The organism is Mesorhizobium sp. M0306 (assembly GCF_040321655.1).
In the GTDB taxonomy this organism is placed as follows: domain Bacteria; phylum Pseudomonadota; class Alphaproteobacteria; order Rhizobiales; family Rhizobiaceae; genus Mesorhizobium.
Genome location: NZ_JAMYRY010000044.1, coordinates 1 through 17,145, shown reverse-complemented (window position 1 = coordinate 17,145; position 17,145 = coordinate 1). Strand labels below are relative to the sequence as shown.

The window sequence follows — 17,145 nt, the reverse complement described above, 5'->3', positions numbered from 1 at the left end:
CGTGAGCTGACTTGTCGACGCACGCCCGAGGCCCGCTCTTCGGCGTGCGAATAGGACTGTGTTTCATGCCGGCGCCTTTGCGGCGGGCAGCAACCAAGCGTCATCGATCTCGGGCAGCGGAATGGCGGCGAGGAGGTCGCGCGTGTAAGCCTGCTGCGGCTTCTCGAACAAAGTATCCGTAGCGCTGGCTTCGACGATCGCGCCTTCGCGCATGACGATCACTTGCCGGCACAGCCGCCGAATGACAGAAAGATCATGGCTGATGAAGGCAACGGTCAGGCCCATTTCCGCGGCGAGTTTTTCCAGCAGCGTCAGGATCTGCGCCTGCGTCGACACGTCGAGGCCGGAGACGATTTCGTCGGCCAGCACGAATTTCGGCGACAGCGCCAGCGCCCGGGCAATGCCGACGCGCTGGCGCTGGCCGCCCGACAGTTCGTGGCGGTAGCGGCTGGCAAAGCTCTGCGGCAGGCCGACGCGCTGCAGCGCCTCCGCGACACGGTCCCTGAGGTTGTCGCCAAACCCGTTCTGCTTGAGCGGGGCTGCGATGATGCTGAAGATGGTGCGGCGCGGATTGAGCGACGACATCGGATCCTGGAAGATCATCTGCAGATTGCGGCGCAGCGGCCGGAGCTCCGCCTCAGGCAGATGCGTGATGTCGCGGCCGTCGAAGGTGACGGTGCCGGCGCTCGGCTCCAAAAGCCGCACCAGCGCGCGGCCAAGCGTCGACTTGCCGGAGCCGGATTCGCCGACGATGCCGGTCACCGATCCCCTTGGCAGGTCGAAATCGAGGCCTTTCAGGATCTCGGCCAGCGGCGCGCGGCCGATCAGCGGCTTGCGCGTCATATCGGGCAATGCAACCTTCAACCCGCGCACGGAAAACAGCGGCTCAGCCATGCGGCGGCCTCCAGGCCTGGTCGGAGGCGGCGATCTCCGCGGCCAGTCCGGCCAGTACCTTATCGTCGACCGGCTTCAGCGACGCGAATGGATCGGTGTAGCGCGGCGTCGCCGCCATCAGTGCCCGCGTATAAGGATGCTGCGGTGAAGCGAAGAGCGCTGCCGTCTCGGCCTCCTCCACCACCTTGCCGGCATAGAGCACGGAAACTTTCTGGCTGATCTTGGCGACGACGCCGAGATCGTGGGTGACGAACAGGATCGCCGTGCCATGCTCGCGCTGCAATTGCGCGATCAGCCGCAAGATCTGCTTCTGCACGGTCACATCGAGCGCCGTGGTCGGCTCGTCGGCGACGATCAGCCTTGGTTCGGCTGCGAACGCCGCGGCGATCAGCACGCGCTGGCGCATGCCGCCGGACAGCTCGTGCGGATAGCATTTGAGGACACGCTCGGGGTCGCGGATCTGCACCTCGTCCAGCAATTGGCGGATGCGTGCATCGGCCTTCTCGCCGCTCCAGCCGAGGATGCGCACCAGGCGGTCGGTCATCTGCGGGCCGATGCGCCGTGACGGATTGAGCGCCGTCAGCGGGTCCTGCGGGATCAGCGCGGTGCGCGCGCCGATCAGCGTGCGCCGTGCCCTGGGCTGGAGCCGGCCGAGGTCCTCGCCCTCGAGCAGCATATCGCCTTCGACGATGCGCACGCTCGGCGGCAGCACGCCGAGCACGGCCTTGCCGATCATCGTCTTGCCGGCGCCGCTCTCGCCGACCAGCGCGCGGACTTCTCCGGGCTCGACGGCGAGCGACACCGAGCGCAGCACGCGCAAGCCATTAGGCAGCACCGCGCTAAGGCTGCGTATGTCGAGGCAGGATTTCGCAGGCGCGTTCATCGCAGCACCGGATCGAAACGTGCCCTGAGACCTTCGCCGAACTGGCTGAACGACAGCACCGTCAGGATCAGGGTGACCAGCGGGAACACCAGCACCCACCAGGCCTGATGGATCGACAGGCGGCCCTCGGCGATGATGCCGCCCCAGGTCGGGTCGTCGGTCGAGATCGACAGATTGACGAAGGACAGGATCGCCTCGACGATGACGGCAATGCCCATCTCCAGCGACAGCAGCGCGACGATCGACGGCACCACATTGGGCAGCACTTCGCGCAGCATGATGCCGATGCGGCCATAGCCGGCGATGCGGGCGTTCTCGACATAATCCATGCGCGATTGGCCCATGGTCTCGGCGCGGATCACCCGGCAGAAGCGCGTCCAGTCGATGACGGCGATGGCAATGATGACGGAGCTCAAGCCGGTGCCAAGCACGGCAACCAAAAGGATGGCAAACAGCACCGGCGGAAACGCCATCCAGACATCGACAACGCGCGAGATGATGCGGTCGGCCCAGCCGCCGAAATAGCCGGCGATCAGGCCGAGCGTCGAGCCGACCAGGCAGGCGGCAAGGGCTGCCGCGAAAGCGACGATGAAGGCGATGCGGGCACCGAAGATCAGCCGTGACAGGAGATCGCGGCCGAGGCTGTCGGTGCCGCGCCAGTAGCCGGGCTCGGCACCGGTCAGCCAGAACGGCGGCAGGCGCTCCAGCATCAAATCCTGCGCCAGCGGGTCCTGCGGTGCGACCAGCGGCGCGAAAATTGCGGCCAGCAGCGCAATCAGCAGCCAGCCGCCGGCCAGCCATAGGCGGGCGCGCGAGCCATGTCTTGAAATGCGGGCCTCATCCATGGCGCAGCCTCGGATTGAGCAGGGCGTACATCATGTCGACGGCAAGGTTGATCAGCACGAACAGCAGCGCGAACACCAGCACGATGCCCTGGATCAGCGGCAGGTCGCGATTGATGACGGCGTCGATCGCCATATTGCCGAGGCCTTCATAGGAAAACAGCCGTTCGACGATGACCGTGCCGCCGATCAGGAAGGTGAACTGCACGCCGACCAGCGTCAGCGTCGGCAGCGCCGCGTTCTTTAGCGCCTCGCGCAGGATGACCTGCGTTTCCGAAAAGCCCTTTACCCGCGCCAGCACGACATAGTCGAGGTCGAGCACTTCTTTCAGCGACTGTTTCAGCAACTGCGAGATGATCGCGGCCAGCGGCAGCGCCAGCGCAATCGCCGGCATCAGCATGTGTGCCAGCAGGTCCCTGGTCAGGTCGAAGCGCAGCCGTACGATGCTTTCGAACAGATAGAATTGCGTGACGAAGGGCAGGTCGAGCTGCGGCGACACCCGGCCAGAAATGTCGAAGATAGGCACCAGCACGCCGAACAGAAGAATCAGTACCAGGCCCCACAGGAAATCGGGAATCGAGAGCGCCGCACCGCTGGCAATGTCGATTCCGGCCTCGACCGCGGTGCCGCGCTCGCGCGCGCCGAGGATCGCCGTCGTGCCGCCGATCGCCAGCGCCATCACAAGCGCGACGATGGCGAGTTCCAGTGTCGCCGGGAGGCGAGTGAAGACCAGCCCAAGCACGTCCTGTCGCAGTGAGATCGAAGTGCCGAAATCACCCCTGACGACACCGGCCAGCCAGATGAAGAACTGCTGGACGATGGTCTTGTCGAGCCCGTAAAGCGCGCGTAGCCGCGCGATGTCGGCATCGGTGGCGCCGGGCGGCAGCATCATCGCGATCGGATCGCCCGGCGCGACGCGGATGACGATGAAGACGACGACGGCCACGCCGAACAGCGTGATCGCCATCGTCAGAAGACGGATCAGGAATCTTTGCAGCAGCATGGTCGCCCGTGGCGGAAAATGCGCGCCGTCATTCCGGACGGCGCGCGGCAAGCCAAAGACTGTCTCAGGCCGGGCTCATCAGCGCCGGCAGAAGCGCGCCGGACACATGCTGCACGACGTTTACGCCCTTGGCATGCACGATCGGTTGCGCATACTGGATCAGCGGCAGCACATAGGCCTGTTCGGCGATGTATTTGTCGACGGCCTTCCAGCCGGCAATGCGCTTGGCCTCGTCCTTCTCGCCCCATAGCGGGTTGATCATGTCGATCAGATCCTGACTGTCCCACACCGAATGCGGACTTGGGCCGTACATGGCGAAGCCGGTCGACGTCGTGGGATCACCGATGGCGTTGCCCCAATTGTAGAAGGCCGCCGGCGCCAGCTTGTCGGCGGCGCGCAACTCATAGTGCTTGGCGATCTCGTAGACCTCGATCGTTGCCTCGATGCCGACCTTGCGCCACATGCCGACGATCGCCTGGATCATCTCGTAGTCCTTGGGCTTGAAGCCCTTGGTCGTCTGTATCGTGAACTTGACTGGCTTTTCCGGCGAATAGCCGGATGCGGCCAGCAATTCCTTGGCCTTTTCCAGGTTGTGCTCGACCTTGATCGACGCATCGTAGGCGGCGTATTCCGGCGTCTCCAGCGTACCGATCGGCTGGCCGTAGCCGCGCAGCAACCGATCGACCAGCAGCTTCTTGTCGACCGCCATCACCGCCGCCTGGCGCACGTTCTTGTCCAGCATCACGTCGATGTCGTTGAAGAAGATCATGCCGATGTCGGAAACGTTCTTGCATGAGCCGGCAAGTCCGTCCTTGGCGATCAGGCGGTCATATTCCTCATAAGGGATTTCCAGCGTCACCTGCGAGGAACCGGACTCGATCTCGGCGACGCGGCTCGCCGCATCGGTGACGAACTTGATGGTTACGTTTTCGAAGGCCGGCTTGCCGCCCCAGTAGTTAGGGTTGGCCTTGAGCCGCAGGAAGGCGTTGCGCTCGAATTTGTCGACCATATAGGGCCCGGTACCGATCGGGGCTTTCTCAAAACCCTCGGCGCCGACCTTCTCGTAATAGGCCTTCGGCATGATGTAGCCGGTGAGGAACGACATCCACTTGAAATACACCGGGTCGAATTGCACGACGTCGCCGGTGATCTTGTTCCCGTCGATCTTGAAGTTGTTGACGTTCTTCCAGACGAACTGGATCGGGTTGCCGGTCTTCTCGTCGCCCGCCCGCTGCAGCGACCAGACCACGTCTTCGGCCGTGAATGGCGAGCCGTCATGCCAGGTGACGCCCTCGCGCACCGTCATCATGATCTTGCTGCGATCTTCGTTCCAGCCCCATTCGGTGAGCAGGCCCGGCGCAAAGGACAGATCCGGCTTCTGCGGGATGAACTGGTCGAACACCGATTGGTATAGGCCCTGGATGGTCGGGTTGACTGCCGAAGGCCCGGTGGTCGGGTCCCAGGACGGCAGGTTGACATTGTAGGCGATGGTCAGTTCGCCGGCTGCCTTGGCCTGTTGCGGCAGACCGAGCGCCATGGCGCCAAGTGCGGCCGCGCCATATCCGAGCAATTCTCGTCTGTTGATTGTCATGGTCGTTCCCCTGTTGCTTTTATGCGCGGTGTCGTTGTCAATCGGTGGGCTCAGGCTCCTTGGGCAACCGCGCCTTGTCCTCCTTCACCCTAGTTGAAAATTACGGCTTTACCTCCCGCCAAGTTGTTGCGCGAGCATGAAGCCCGACGCCGCCCCGGTGCCGGCGCCGGGCCATGTTGCCGCCCCGGTCACGTGCAGATTGCTGACCGGCGTGTTCGTCCCAGTGAGCCGCCGCGATAGTGCCCGCCGCATCGCCCACAATCTCGGCCGGCAGCATGCGCACCTGCACCCAAAGCACGTGCTTGCCGTCGGGCGCGCGCGATGCGTCCACCGCCGTCGGCTGACCGACGACCAGCACCGGTTCATCCGGCAGCATGCCTGCCATCGCCTGTTGGTAGGTCCGCGACATGGCGTCGAGCGACGACGAAAGGTGCACATAGGCGAACTGCCGAAGCTCGGCGCCGGCGCGCCAGTCCGGCAGATCGTCGAGCGCCAGATGGATCATCATCGTCCCCGGCGCATGGCGAAAGTTTTTCATGGCCGTGTCGAAACCGGCGTCGCCGGAACCGTTCGGCAACAGTTCGCCCGCCAGCGCCTTTGGCGCGACACCGGCGATAACAGCCTTGGTGGCGGTGTGGGTCTCGCCTGAAGCAAGGCGCACGCCGGTCGCCTTGCCGGCGGACACCGTGATTTCGGCGACGTCAGCCCCAGTGACGATCTTGCCGCCGGCGGCCGTGAGCATGCCCGACAAAGCGCGGATGATGGTGTCGGCGCCGCCCTTGCCGAGCACCATGCCGAAGCACTGGTTGGCCATGGATTCGAGGTAAGGGAACACCGCGCCGCCGGCGATATCGGGGGCAAAGTCGAGATGCATGCCCCAGGTGGCGAGCGTCGCCCTGACATGCGGTGACTGGAAAGTCTCCTCGAGCCACGCGCGGGGTGAGGAAAGCAGCAACCGCCCGGTATCGAGCGCGCCAGCAAAACCCTGCTTGCGCCAGAGGTTCCAGGCGGTGCCGGCGAGTGCTCGGCCGCTCATCGGCGAGCCCAGCAGCCGGAACAGATGCTCGGCTTGCGTCGGGAATGCCGCAACCAGACCACGCCATGTCTGTGCGTCGGCCTCGGAAAAAGCGGCTATCCGTCCAGTGGTCTTTTCCAGGTCGCTGCTGACGCCGAACCAGCGACCGTCGGGGAAGGCGCTGGCAAAACAGTCGGCCGCCGCCACGAATTCCAGCCCGTGGGTTTTCAATTCATTTGCATATTTCTTGTGGAAGCCCGAACCAGCGAACAGGCTCACATTCATCGCACCGAAATCGTGCCGGAAGCCCGGCAGCGTGAATTCGCGCGTCTGGACGGCGCCGCCGATCGTTGCGTTGCGTTCGAAAACCGCAGTTTTCCAACCTTTGAGCGCCAGATGCGCGGCGCATGCCAGACTGTTGTGGCCTGCCCCGACAAATATGGCGTCGAACTCGCTCACGCCCCGTCCCATTTCCTTTATGCTTAAAGATAATTGCAGATGCATATGTTTTCGTCTAGTAGGATATTAAGGGCCGCGAGAGCCTTCAGCACCATCGAGAAAGAGGGAACAGAGACCATGGACACACAACAACTCCTCGGCGAAGTTGCCGGCCAGCTTCTTTCCGGCGCCATCCAGGTGGTCGACCTGACGGCGCCGCTCGGGCCGGACACGCCGCTGATCAAGCTGCCGCCGGAACTCGCGGTGGACACGCCGAAGATCGAGATCCACGCCATCTCCGCCTATGACAAGAATGGCCCGTGGTGGGCGTGGAACTGGCTCAAGCTCGGCGAGCATTCGGGCACGCATTTCGACGCGCCCAACCACTGGATCACCGGCAAGGATTATCCGGACGGTGCTACCGACACCATTCCGGCGCAGAACTTCGTCGGTCCGGTCAACGTCATCGACTGTTCGAAGCAAGCGGCAGCCGATCACGATTTCCTGCTCACCGTCGATCACATCGAGGCATGGGAAGCCGAACATGGCGCTATCAACGCGGGCGAGTGGGTGGTGATGCGCACCGACTGGTATAAGCGCAACGGCTCGGAAGCCGAGTTCCTCAACGCCAATGAGACCGGTCCGCACACGCCCGGCCCGACCGCGGAAGCCATCCAGTATCTGATCGGCAAGGACATCAAGGGCTGGGGCAGCGAGACGATCGGCACCGATGCCGGCAAGGCCGGCGGCATGGAGCCGCCATTCCCGGCGCACAGCCTGATGCACAAGGCCAACCGCTACGGTCTCGCCAGCCTTTGCAACCTCGACCGGCTGCCGCCGAAGGGCGCGATCCTGATCGCGGCGCCGCTCAAGATCGAGCACGGTACCGGCAGCCCGATCCGCGCGTTGGCGTTGGTGCCAAGGCAATAGGGTAGCTGCGGTCTTCGGGAGAAGATCATGTGCGCAGGCAATATCGTGATGATGGGTAGAGGGTGGCAGCTTGGCAAGGCTGCCGCTCTACGGCGCCCCCCTCTGTCCTGCCGGACATCTCCCCCTCTAGGGGGGAGATCGGCCGTCGATACTGCCTTCGCCAATCTTCAACGTCGTAGGAATGAGCGGAGCGCCGAAGCCGCTAATCTCCCCCCTAGAGGGGGAGATGTCCGGCAGGACAGAGGGGGGCGCGCAGGAACGCCAGCCCGCGCAAATGAATTCCACCTTCCGCTCACCGGGAGCAATCGTCGATGAGCGCTCCCGATCACATCATCGTCGGCAGCGGCATCAACGCGCTGGTTTGCGCGGCGATGCTTGGCGGCAAGGGGGCGAAGGTGCTGGTGCTCGAGCGCAACGACCGCATCGGCGGCTGCATGCGCACCGAAGAAATCACAGCGCCCGGCTTCATCCACGACGTGATGGCGACGACCTTCGTCCTGTTCATCACCTCACCGGCCTATGCGGCGCTGGGCAAGGATCTGGCGCGGCACGGCCTGGAGTTTTGCAACACCTCCACGCCGACCGGCGTGCTGCGCCCGGACGGCAGCCATGCCGCCCTGCGCACCGACCGTACCGCCAATGTAGCGGCGATCAATGCAATCGCCGCGGGTGACGGCGACCGGCACGGCAGCGATGTCGGCGAGATCGAGCGCAACGCCGGTCTGCTGTTCGGGCTGCTCGGTGGCAACCTGTGGTCCTACCCAACGGCCAGGCTGCTGGCGGGCGAAGCGTGGCGGCGCGGGCCGCGTGGCCTTGCCGCCTTTCTCGGCAGCGCGTTGGTGCCGGCGCGCGGTTGGCTGGAAAGCACCTACCAGTCGGAAATCATGCGCGCGCTCTGGGCCCCCTGGGTGCTGCATGCCGGCCTCGGGCCCGAAGATGCGTTTTCGGGCCAGATCGCTAGGGTTATCGCCTTTGCACTCGAAGCCGCCGGCGCGCCGGTTGTCAAGGGCGGCGCCAAGAACCTGCTGTCCGCGTTCGAAGCGCTGATCAAGGAGCGCGGCGGTGTGATCCGCACCGAAGGGGACGTTGCCTCCATCGTCCAGAGCGGAGGCCGCGCCACCGGTGTGCGGCTGGCTTCGGGCGAAACGATCAACGCGAAGAAGAGCGTTATCTGCTCGGTCACGCCGACCCAGCTCTACGAGCGGCTGCTCGGCGACGCGGCTCCGAAAGCCGACGTCGAGGCAGCGCAAAAATACCGCTACGGCAAGGGCAATTTCCAGATCCACTATGCCTTGGACAAGCCGCCGGCATGGCGCGGCGAGGGCCTGGACAAGGTCGCACTGCTGCATCTGACGCCAGGGCTCGACGGGGTGTCGGAGGCCTGCAACCAGGCCGTGCGCGGCATGCTGCCGGAGGTGCCGACCATCTGCGTCGGCCAGCCGCACGCGCTCGACCCGTCGCGCTGTCCAGACGGCAAGGCAATCCTGTGGCTTCAACTTCCCGAGGCGCCTCGCAATATCAAGGGTGATGCGGCCGGCAAGCTCGAGACGCCTGCGGATGGCCACTGGACCGAGGCGCTGCGCGAAGCCTATGCCGACCGTGCCGAAGCGATCCTCGCCAGCCATATCGAAGGATTCAAGGACAGCGTCATCGCACGTCGCGCCTATTCGCCGGCCGACCTGGAAGCGATGAACATCAATCTGGTCGGCGGCGATCCCTATGGCGGCTCCTCGACTATTGACCAGTCGTTCCTGTGGCGGCCGTTCAAGACGAGCCGCAATCACGCCACCGGAGTCAAGGGACTCTACCACATCGGCGCCTCGACCCATCCCGGCGCCGGGCTGGGCGGCGGCTCCGGCTTTCTCCTGGCGGGGAGTCTGTGATGGAACAGAAGGTTGAAAAGCGCCAGCGCATCTCGACTTTGGGCCAGATCGGCCTGCAGCAATTCGCGCCCTATCTGATGAACCGCATCATGGGCCGCTACAACGCCACCTTGCGCGACAATTTCCGCAAGCAGGGCCTGACCATTCCGCAGGTGCGGACGCTAGCCGTATTGTCGGTCACCGATGGCGCCACCGTCAACGATCTCTCGGTCTATACTGTCATCGAGCAGTCGACCTTGAGCAGGACACTCGACACGCTGGAGGGACAAGGGTTTGTTCGGCGCGAGCAGGGGGTCACCGACAGCCGGATCCGCCATGTGTTCCTGACCGACGATGGCCGCGCCGAATTCGCGCGCGCCTGGCCAGCCATGCACGACGCTTTCGAGACTATGTTCGACGACATCGACGATGCCGAATACGCGGCGCTGATCGCGACGCTGCAGAAGATGCTGAAGAACATTCGCAAGCACGACATCTGACGATCTTACGCGCCGCCACACGGGCGGCAACGGAAGGAGCCCAAAATGGCCGAACGGTCTTTTGCCAAGGAAGTCGAAAAGCTCAGGCTCGGCGCCGGCGAGGAGTTTTCCGGCGAAGGCATTCTCGCCATCACCAAGGCGCTGCTGCAATGCGGCGTCGGCTATGTCGGCGGCTATCAGGGCGCGCCGATCAGCCATTTGATGGACGTGCTGGCCGACGCGCAGGATATCCTGGGCGAACTCGGCGTGCATTTCGAGGCGAGCGCCTCCGAAGCGACCGCCACCGCCATGCTGGCCGCGTCGGTGCATTATCCAATCCGCGGTGCGGCGACCTTCAAGTCGACGGTCGGCACCAATGTCGCCTCCGACGCGCTGGCCAACCTGGCGTCTGGCGGCGTCACCGGCGGTGCACTGATCATCGTCGGCGAGGATTATGGCGAAGGCTCCTCGATCATGCAGGAGCGCAGCCACGCCTTTGCCATGAAAAGCCAGGTCTGGCTGCTCGACCCGCGACCGAACCTGCCGTCGATCGTCAAGGCGGTGGAGGACGGCTTCGAGCTGTCCGAAGTTTCCAACACGCCGGTCATGTTGCAGGTCCGCATCCGCTGCTGCCACGTCCATGGCCATTTCATCGCCAAGGACAACAAGCGCCCGGCGATGACGGTCGCCGATGCCCTCGAGGCGCCGCGCCGCGACACCGGCCGCATCGTGCTGCCGCCCGCGTCCTTCCTGCACGAGAGGGAGAAGGTGCAGAAACGCTGGCCGGCGGCGGTGGATTTCATCCGCACCAACAGGATCAACGAGTTTTTCGGCCCGGAGCACGGCTCGGTCGGCATCGTCATGCAGGGCGGCATGTACAATTCGGTCATCCGGGCGCTGCAGCGGCTCGGCCTCGCCGACACCTATGGCGACACCGACGTGCCGCTCTATGTGCTCAACGCCGTATACCCGCTGGTCGATGACGAATTCCTGTCTTTCTGCGAAGGCAAGGACGCCGTGCTCGTCGTCGAGGAAGGCCAGCCCAACTACATCGAGCAGGCCTTTGCCGCGATGCTGCACAAGGCCGGGCGCGGCACCAAGCTCGTCGGCAAGGAACATCTGCCTATGGCCGGCGAATACACCGGCCAGGTGATGCTCGACGGCATCGGATCGTTCCTGCGCGCCACCATCCCGCATCTGCTGCCGAGCGAAGTCCGCGCACCGAACAAGATCGGCGACGGGCTCGACACCGCCGACCTGATCAACGTCGTCCCGGGCCGTCCGCCCGGCTTCTGCGTCGGCTGCCCGGAGCGGCCGATCTTCGCCGCCACCAAGCTGGTCGAGCAGGAGTTGGGCAAGCACCACATCGCCTCCGACATTGGCTGTCATTTGTTCTCGATCATGCCGCCTTTCGAGCTCGGCGCCACCACCATGGGCTACGGGCTGGGGCCGGCCTCGGCTTCGGCGTTCAATTCGCCCGATGCCAAGCGCCGCTCGATTTCCTTCGTCGGCGACGGCGGCTTCTGGCACAACGGCCTGACCTCCTCGGTCGGCAATGCGGTGTTCAACAAGAACGATGGCGTCATAGTCATCGTCGACAATTTCTATTCGGCCGCGACGGGAGGGCAGGACATCCTGTCGTCCCGCGCCGGCAACAAGACCAAGTCGACCAAGCACCCGATCACCGAGGCGGTGAAGGGCATGGGCGTCAAATGGCTGCGCCACATCGACCGCACCTACGACGTAACCAAGATGCAAGCCACGCTGCGCGAGGCGCTGACGACGGACGAAAAGGGCCCGAAAGTCATTGTCGCCTCGTCCGAATGCATGCTCAATCGGCAGCGCCGCGAAAAGCCCTTGGTCGACAAGGCCATCGAGGGCGGGACGCGCATCGTCAAGCCGAAATTCGGTGTCGACGAGGATATCTGCACCGGCGACCATGCCTGTATGCGGCTTTCCGGCTGCCCGTCGCTGTCGGTGAAGTCGCTGGACGATCCGTTACGCGACGATCCGGTGGCGCATATCGACCAGAGCTGCGTCGGCTGCGGCAATTGCGGCGAGGTCGCCGACGCGGCGGTGCTCTGCCCGTCCTTCTACCGCGCCGATGTCGTGCACAATCCGAGCCGCTGGGACCGTTTCCTTGAAGCCGCTCGCCGCGCTACGATCGGCCTCTTGCAGCGGCGTCGTGAAAGCCGGCGCCTGATATTCGCCGATGCTTGACGCTGTCCCATCAACCCGTTCCAAGGCCGGCGCGCCGGACGACGAGCGCGTCATCAAGCTTGCCGTGCTGGCGGTCGGCGGCCAGGGCGGCGGCGTGCTGGCCGACTGGATCACCGACGTTGCCGAGCGCAACGGCTACGTCGCGCAATCGACCTCGGTCGCCGGCGTCGCCCAGCGCACCGGCGCCACCATCTATTACGTCGAGATGTGCCGCGACACCGGACGCCTGCCGGTCTTCGCGCTGTCGCCGTCGCAGGGCGATGTCGATATATTGATCGCCGCCGAACTGATGGAGGCCGGCCGCGCCATCATCCGCGGCTTCGTCACGCCCGAGCGCACGACGCTGATCGCCTCGTCGCACCGCATTGCCGCGGTCTCGGAGAAGATCGAGCCTGGCGACGGTCGCGCCTCGTCCTCCAAGGTGCATGCCACGGCGGAAGCCGCGGCCAAGCGCTTCATCGCCTTCGACATGGAGAAGATCGCCGCCGACAACGGCTCGATGATCTCGGCCAGCCTGCTCGGCGCGCTGGCCGGCTCCGATGCCTTGCCGTTCACACGCGAGAGCTACGAGCAGGCGGTCAGTGCCGGCGGCCGCGGTGTGAAGGCCAGCCTCGCCGCCTTCGGCGCCGCCTATAATCGGGCGCGCGGCATCGCGAGTGCGCCTTCGGGCGACAAAACTGAACAGCCGGCGGCCGCTGAAACCGGCTCGGGCGCGGCGACAGAAGTCAGCGGTCCGGAAAGCCTGTTGAAGGGCTGGCAACAATTGGCGGCACGCGTTGCCACGCTGCCTGCACCCGCGCGCGACATGGCGCTTCGCGGCCTGAAAAAAGTCGTCGACTACCAGGACATCGCTTATGGCGGCGAGTATCTCGACAGGCTCGACCGGGCGGTCGTCCTGGACAGTGCTGCCCATGACTACGCGCTGTCGATCGCCGCCGCTAAGCATCTGGCCAACGCGATGTGCTACGACGACATGATCCGCGTCGCCGACCTGAAGACGCGCTCGAGCCGCGACCGACGCGTACGCCGCGAGGTCGGCGTCAAGGAGGGCTCGGTCCTGCAGGTGACCGAATATTTCCATCCGCGCATTGAGGAGTTCTGCGGCACGCTGCCGGCCGGGCTCGGCAGCTACATCGAGGACCGGCCGAAGCTCGCCGCCTTCCTCGACCGCCGCATCAACCGCGGCCGCCACATCCGTACCGACAGCTTCGCCGGCTTTGCCGCTTTGTGGTTCATCGGCGGCCTGCGCCGCTGGCGCCGCCGGCTGCTGCGCCACAAGGTCGAGACTGCGCATATCGAACGCTGGTACGCGCTGGCGCTCGGCCATGTCAGGGATGACTATGCGCTGGCCGTCGAGATCCTCAACTGCCGCCGGCTGATCAAGGGCTACAGCGACACTCATGCCCGCGCGCAGTCGAAATTCGACCGGGTGCTGTCGGCGCTCGACCTGCTCAAGGGCCGTCCGGACGCCGCCGACTGGATCCGGCGCCTGCGCGAAGCCGCGCTGAAGGACGAGAAGGGCGACATGCTCGACGGCGCGCTCAAGACCGTGGCGTCGCTGCAGTAAACGACCCCGCCTCCTCCAGCTGATCGGTGAAAAACTGGTGCGGCGGCCACTCGGGCATTGGTTGCCGCCTGTGGTTCGCGCACCCGGCTCGTGCTATCATAGTTCCGGGAGACGGCGGACGCGCCGTGAGCGCCCGCACACTCCCCATCATGGGAGGAACCAATGGCTTACTTCGTATTGCTGTCGAATTTCACAGACCAAGGTATCAAGAGCATCAAGGATACGCAGAAGCGTGCCGACGCCTTCAAGGCGATGGCCAGCAAGAGCGGGATTAAGGTTCACACGCTTTTGTGGACGCTTGGTCAATATGATGTCGTGGCGATTGCCGAAGCCGACGACGATATCGCTGCCACCGCACTTGCCTTATCGATCGCATCGCTAGGCAACGTCAGAACCCAGACATTGAGGGCATTCGACACGGCAGATATGGCCAAGATCTTGGCAAAGGTGGCCTGACCGCCACCGAGCTGGCAGGCGCAAGCGATTGTAGCCGTCTGCCAGCCGAACGGCGGCAGGGTTGTTTGTCTGTTCCCTGAAGCGAAAACCCCGGCGCGAGAGGCCGGGGTTTTAGTGTCCTCAAAAAGGCCGCTTGCGTGACCCGTATACGCGACCCATTACCGATCATTCTATGTTCAGCCTTTATTGGGTGGTCTCCACCTTCGCGACAACGAGCTTGCCTTCGGCGCGCGAGATTTCGAGTGCCTGGCCGGGACCCGCCAACTCGCCCGGGACCGAGATCACGAGCGCCTGGCCCTCGGTGAGGGTTGTGACAAAGCGTACAGGCGAACTTTCTTCGCCCGCCGCCATCGTGGTGACCACCCGATAGCTGTCATCCGTCTCCGTATAGTAAACGACGCCGTGAAAGCCGCCGAGATCGATGGTCCCACCCTTCAGGGCCGTGAGTTCGCCGGCAGATTCGGAACTTGCCACCACGCAAAACGCTGCAAGGGCTGTATGTCTTAACATCGTGTTCTCCTCTGTTTATGATTTATTATTCGGCTGGATTGTTGCCTTCGGCTGCACCTCGGCAGGTCACGCTGCGAGCTGATCCTCGCGGGCAGCCGCGATCATCACACTCGCGAGCAACCCGTCGGCCGCCTCCCAGGCCGCTCGGACCGGCGGCGTAAAAGCCGTGCCGAGGCCGGCCGCCAGCGTCTCGATGAGCGCCTGCCCGACGATCTCCTCGACGCCGTAGGTCACGTGACGCTTGGCGAGCTCGCGCACTGTCGGGAGAATGGTGTCGGCGCGGTCCAATCCGTGCACGACGAAGCCCCGGCTCGCCATCAGCTTGGTGCCTTGCTTGGTCATGTCGCACCGGAAATAGCGCGCGAAGATCCGCGTCGATCGCGAACAGGCGGTCGTAGAACAAGCGGCGGCGGCCACGCGTATCGGGACGACATCGCGAAAACTGTCCTGGACAAATCTGATCTGGTCTGGTGTCACGGCGACGCTCCTTGGGTTTTCTGGCGAGGCTCGACCATCCCCCCAAATGCGTTTCATGTGCATTTCGCCTGCGCGCAGATGTGTTTCAGTTGTGTCTCAATTGGTTTTCATTTGCGCTCATTTGCCTTCAGATCCCGACGGACGGGATCGTGCGCTGGGTCGCTCGCATCCTGATGATGACGCGTTTGGATTGAAGAAGACGGAGGCGAGCCTGTGGTGACATGAGGCAAGGGGCGAAAAGCGCCGCCGAGATTTGTTGGCAGGATGTTGGCAGGGCGTTTTTCGCTCTACCCCTAGAAAACCCGCAAAGCCTTGGGAAATAGTGGTGCCGCTTAGGTGACTCGAACACCTGACCCCATCATTACGAATGATGTGCTCTACCAACTGAGCTAAAGCGGCCCGGGAAGCCAAGCTTCCAAGATGGGCTGGGTGATAAACGCAACCAGCCGTGAATTCAAGATGGCAGCCGCGAATTCGAGACGGCAATTCGTGTTCATCCAAGGCCCGGCGCAGGCAAGCCGCTGCGTGGAGCCGGCATGCCGTCGCGCGCTGCCGCACCGGTAGGCCGCCCGCCGCTTGGCGGGAAAATCAGCGAAAAATGTTGATTCCTTTACCGAAAACCGCCGAAATCGGTTTTGTACCCCTCTGCAAGGCAGAATGCGGCCGCTCGCTTGTTGATTGATTGGTCGCCTGCGGCTAACGATCATGACAATGTGAGTGAAATTGCAGAGGGAATTCGCTTGGACGCGATCGAAAAAGCGATCCGCAATGCCTTCGAGAAAGGCAATGCCGACGACCGGGCGTTTCGCGAGCGGGTCTATCGATCGGCTTTCGCGGCACTCGACCGTGCCCTGCAGGCCAATCCAAACGTCACCGTGGAAGTCGCCATCAAGCGCCGCAAGGCGGTCCAGGCGAAGATCACCGAAATCGAATCGGAATTCCTGCCGGCGGTTCCCGACGTCGCCGCGCCGACCGACGGTTTGGAGGCAGCACCGGCGGTGGAGCCTCCGGCTGAAGCCGAAGCTGAAGCCGAGCCCGCGCCGTCGCCTGACATCGTCGTTGATGGTCCGGCGCAGCCGCCCGAATCCGACGCGCCCCGGTCGCGCGTCCTGCCGGTCGTCCCCGACATCATGCCCGACGCGCCTGTTCCCGAGGCGCCGGTGATCGACATGGGGGCCTCGGCTGCGACCGAAGCCGAAATCGACGACGCGGAAGTGACGCCCGACCGCGACGACCGGCGGGCGAGGCGGCGGCGCCTGCCTTTGACCGCGATCTTCTTCGGTGTGACGCTGCTCGCAGCCGCCGGCATCGGCCTTTATTTCGCCAACCAGACCGGCGTCTTCAAATCGGCGACCGAGCTCGACACGTCGCCACCGGAAGCCCCGCCAACGGTCGATGGCGATGATTTCACGCCGGACGACACCGCTTCGCCGCCGAAGCAGGGCGAGCAGGACCAGGCGCGCGACTGGATCAACGTGTTTTCGCCGGGTGACCCGACGCAGGTCAATGCACCGTCGGACGCCAAGGCCGACGTTATCCAGGACGAAAGCGGTTCCTTCCTGCGCATCCGCTCGGGTGCATCCGGCTCGGCCATCAGCTTCGACGTCGGGCAAGGCGTGCTGGAGAGGATCGCCGGCAAGCATGCCACATTCGACATCATCGCACGCTCCGAGGAGGGCCAGGAGACGCAGATTTCCGTCGACTGCAATTTCGGCGAACTCGGCGACTGCGGCCGCAAGCGCTATGCGGTCGGTCGCGAGCGCAACGAATATCTGTTCGACGTGCGCTTTCCCGACAAGCGTCCGGGCGCTGCCGGCACCATCGCCATCAATTCCGACTTCGACAAGCAGGGCAAGTCGGTCGACATCTACGAGATCCGCGTTTCAGTCGTTCCCTAGAGTCTTTCACGTTTTGACGGAAGCGTATCCGGCGTTTGCGAAGTAGTTTTTGCATTCGCCGGGTTCGATCGTCGCAACGA

The 17,145-nt window shown here is 64.1% G+C and carries 14 protein-coding genes, 1 tRNA gene and 1 pseudogene; 7 read left to right on the top strand and 9 right to left on the bottom strand.

Annotated elements, in window-relative coordinates:
- Nucleotides 1–63 precede the first annotated feature (63 nt).
- The 6 genes and pseudogenes from NKI95_RS31695 to NKI95_RS31670 all read right to left on the bottom strand — a co-directional run bounded on the left by NKI95_RS31695 (nt 64) and on the right by NKI95_RS31670 (nt 6,687).
- Nucleotides 64–894, bottom strand: coding sequence for an ATP-binding cassette domain-containing protein (locus NKI95_RS31695; protein WP_352721760.1), 831 nt, complete (start codon nt 892–894; stop codon nt 64–66).
- Nucleotides 887–1,777 (bottom strand): ABC transporter ATP-binding protein, encoded by an 891-nt coding sequence (locus NKI95_RS31690; RefSeq protein ID WP_352721758.1) that lies wholly within the window; start codon nt 1,775–1,777, stop codon nt 887–889. Before NKI95_RS31690 ends, NKI95_RS31695 begins: the two co-directional genes overlap by 8 nt.
- Entirely contained in the window at nt 1,774–2,622 is an 849-nt protein-coding gene (locus NKI95_RS31685) for an ABC transporter permease (RefSeq protein ID WP_352721756.1), read from the bottom strand. The genes NKI95_RS31690 and NKI95_RS31685 overlap by 4 nt, the downstream gene beginning before the upstream one ends.
- A complete protein-coding gene (locus NKI95_RS31680) occupies nt 2,615–3,622 on the bottom strand; it encodes an ABC transporter permease (protein ID WP_352721754.1) in 1,008 nt (335 codons plus the stop codon). Before NKI95_RS31680 ends, NKI95_RS31685 begins: the two co-directional genes overlap by 8 nt.
- A 64-nt stretch (nt 3,623–3,686) precedes the next feature.
- Nucleotides 3,687–5,213: an ABC transporter substrate-binding protein gene (locus tag NKI95_RS31675; RefSeq protein WP_352721753.1), complete on the bottom strand. Its 1,527-nt coding sequence runs from the start codon at nt 5,211–5,213 to the stop codon at nt 3,687–3,689.
- A 108-nt stretch (nt 5,214–5,321) separates the two neighbouring features.
- A pseudogene (locus NKI95_RS31670) lies at nt 5,322–6,687 on the bottom strand (phytoene desaturase family protein).
- A 117-nt stretch (nt 6,688–6,804) separates the two neighbouring features.
- Here NKI95_RS31670 and NKI95_RS31665 point away from each other — a divergent pair.
- From NKI95_RS31665 to NKI95_RS31640, 6 genes are all read left to right on the top strand, one after another.
- Nucleotides 6,805–7,596, top strand: a complete 792-nt coding sequence (locus NKI95_RS31665) for a cyclase family protein (RefSeq protein ID WP_352721751.1) — start codon at nt 6,805–6,807, stop codon at nt 7,594–7,596.
- 311 nt (nt 7,597–7,907) lie between these two features.
- A complete protein-coding gene (locus tag NKI95_RS31660) occupies nt 7,908–9,479 on the top strand; it encodes a phytoene desaturase family protein (RefSeq protein ID WP_352721750.1) in 1,572 nt (523 codons plus the stop codon).
- Nucleotides 9,479–9,958 (top strand): MarR family winged helix-turn-helix transcriptional regulator, encoded by a 480-nt coding sequence (locus NKI95_RS31655; RefSeq protein ID WP_352721748.1) that lies wholly within the window; start codon nt 9,479–9,481, stop codon nt 9,956–9,958. Before NKI95_RS31660 ends, NKI95_RS31655 begins: the two co-directional genes overlap by 1 nt.
- A gap of 45 nt (nt 9,959–10,003) precedes the next feature.
- On the top strand, nt 10,004–12,157 hold the full coding sequence (locus tag NKI95_RS31650) for a thiamine pyrophosphate-dependent enzyme (RefSeq protein WP_352721747.1): 2,154 nt from the start codon (nt 10,004–10,006) through the stop codon (nt 12,155–12,157).
- Nucleotides 12,150–13,724 carry an indolepyruvate oxidoreductase subunit beta family protein gene (locus NKI95_RS31645; protein ID WP_352721746.1) on the top strand — a complete coding sequence of 525 codons (1,575 nt, stop codon included), beginning with the start codon at nt 12,150–12,152 and terminating at the stop codon, nt 13,722–13,724. The genes NKI95_RS31650 and NKI95_RS31645 overlap by 8 nt, the downstream gene beginning before the upstream one ends.
- Before the next feature lie 162 nt (nt 13,725–13,886).
- The gene (locus NKI95_RS31640; protein WP_352721744.1) at nt 13,887–14,180 is read left to right on the top strand and encodes a GYD domain-containing protein; all 294 of its coding nucleotides are present in this window, start codon (nt 13,887–13,889) and stop codon (nt 14,178–14,180) included.
- A 183-nt stretch (nt 14,181–14,363) separates the two neighbouring features.
- On the opposite strand, the gene NKI95_RS31635 is transcribed toward NKI95_RS31640, so the two are convergent.
- The 3 genes from NKI95_RS31635 to NKI95_RS31625 form a co-directional block, all read right to left on the bottom strand.
- The gene (locus tag NKI95_RS31635; protein WP_352721742.1) at nt 14,364–14,690 is read right to left on the bottom strand and encodes a hypothetical protein; all 327 of its coding nucleotides are present in this window, start codon (nt 14,688–14,690) and stop codon (nt 14,364–14,366) included.
- A gap of 66 nt (nt 14,691–14,756) precedes the next feature.
- Complete coding sequence (locus tag NKI95_RS31630) at nt 14,757–15,167, bottom strand: globin domain-containing protein (RefSeq protein WP_502908445.1); 411 nt, start codon at nt 15,165–15,167, stop codon at nt 14,757–14,759.
- 323 nt (nt 15,168–15,490) lie between these two features.
- Nucleotides 15,491–15,566 (bottom strand) — tRNA-Thr (locus NKI95_RS31625).
- Nucleotides 15,567–15,907: 341 nt separating this feature from the next.
- Here NKI95_RS31625 and NKI95_RS31620 point away from each other — a divergent pair.
- Nucleotides 15,908–17,065, top strand: coding sequence for a hypothetical protein (locus NKI95_RS31620; RefSeq protein ID WP_352721741.1), 1,158 nt, complete (start codon nt 15,908–15,910; stop codon nt 17,063–17,065).
- The last annotated feature ends 80 nt before the right edge of the window (nt 17,066–17,145 follow it).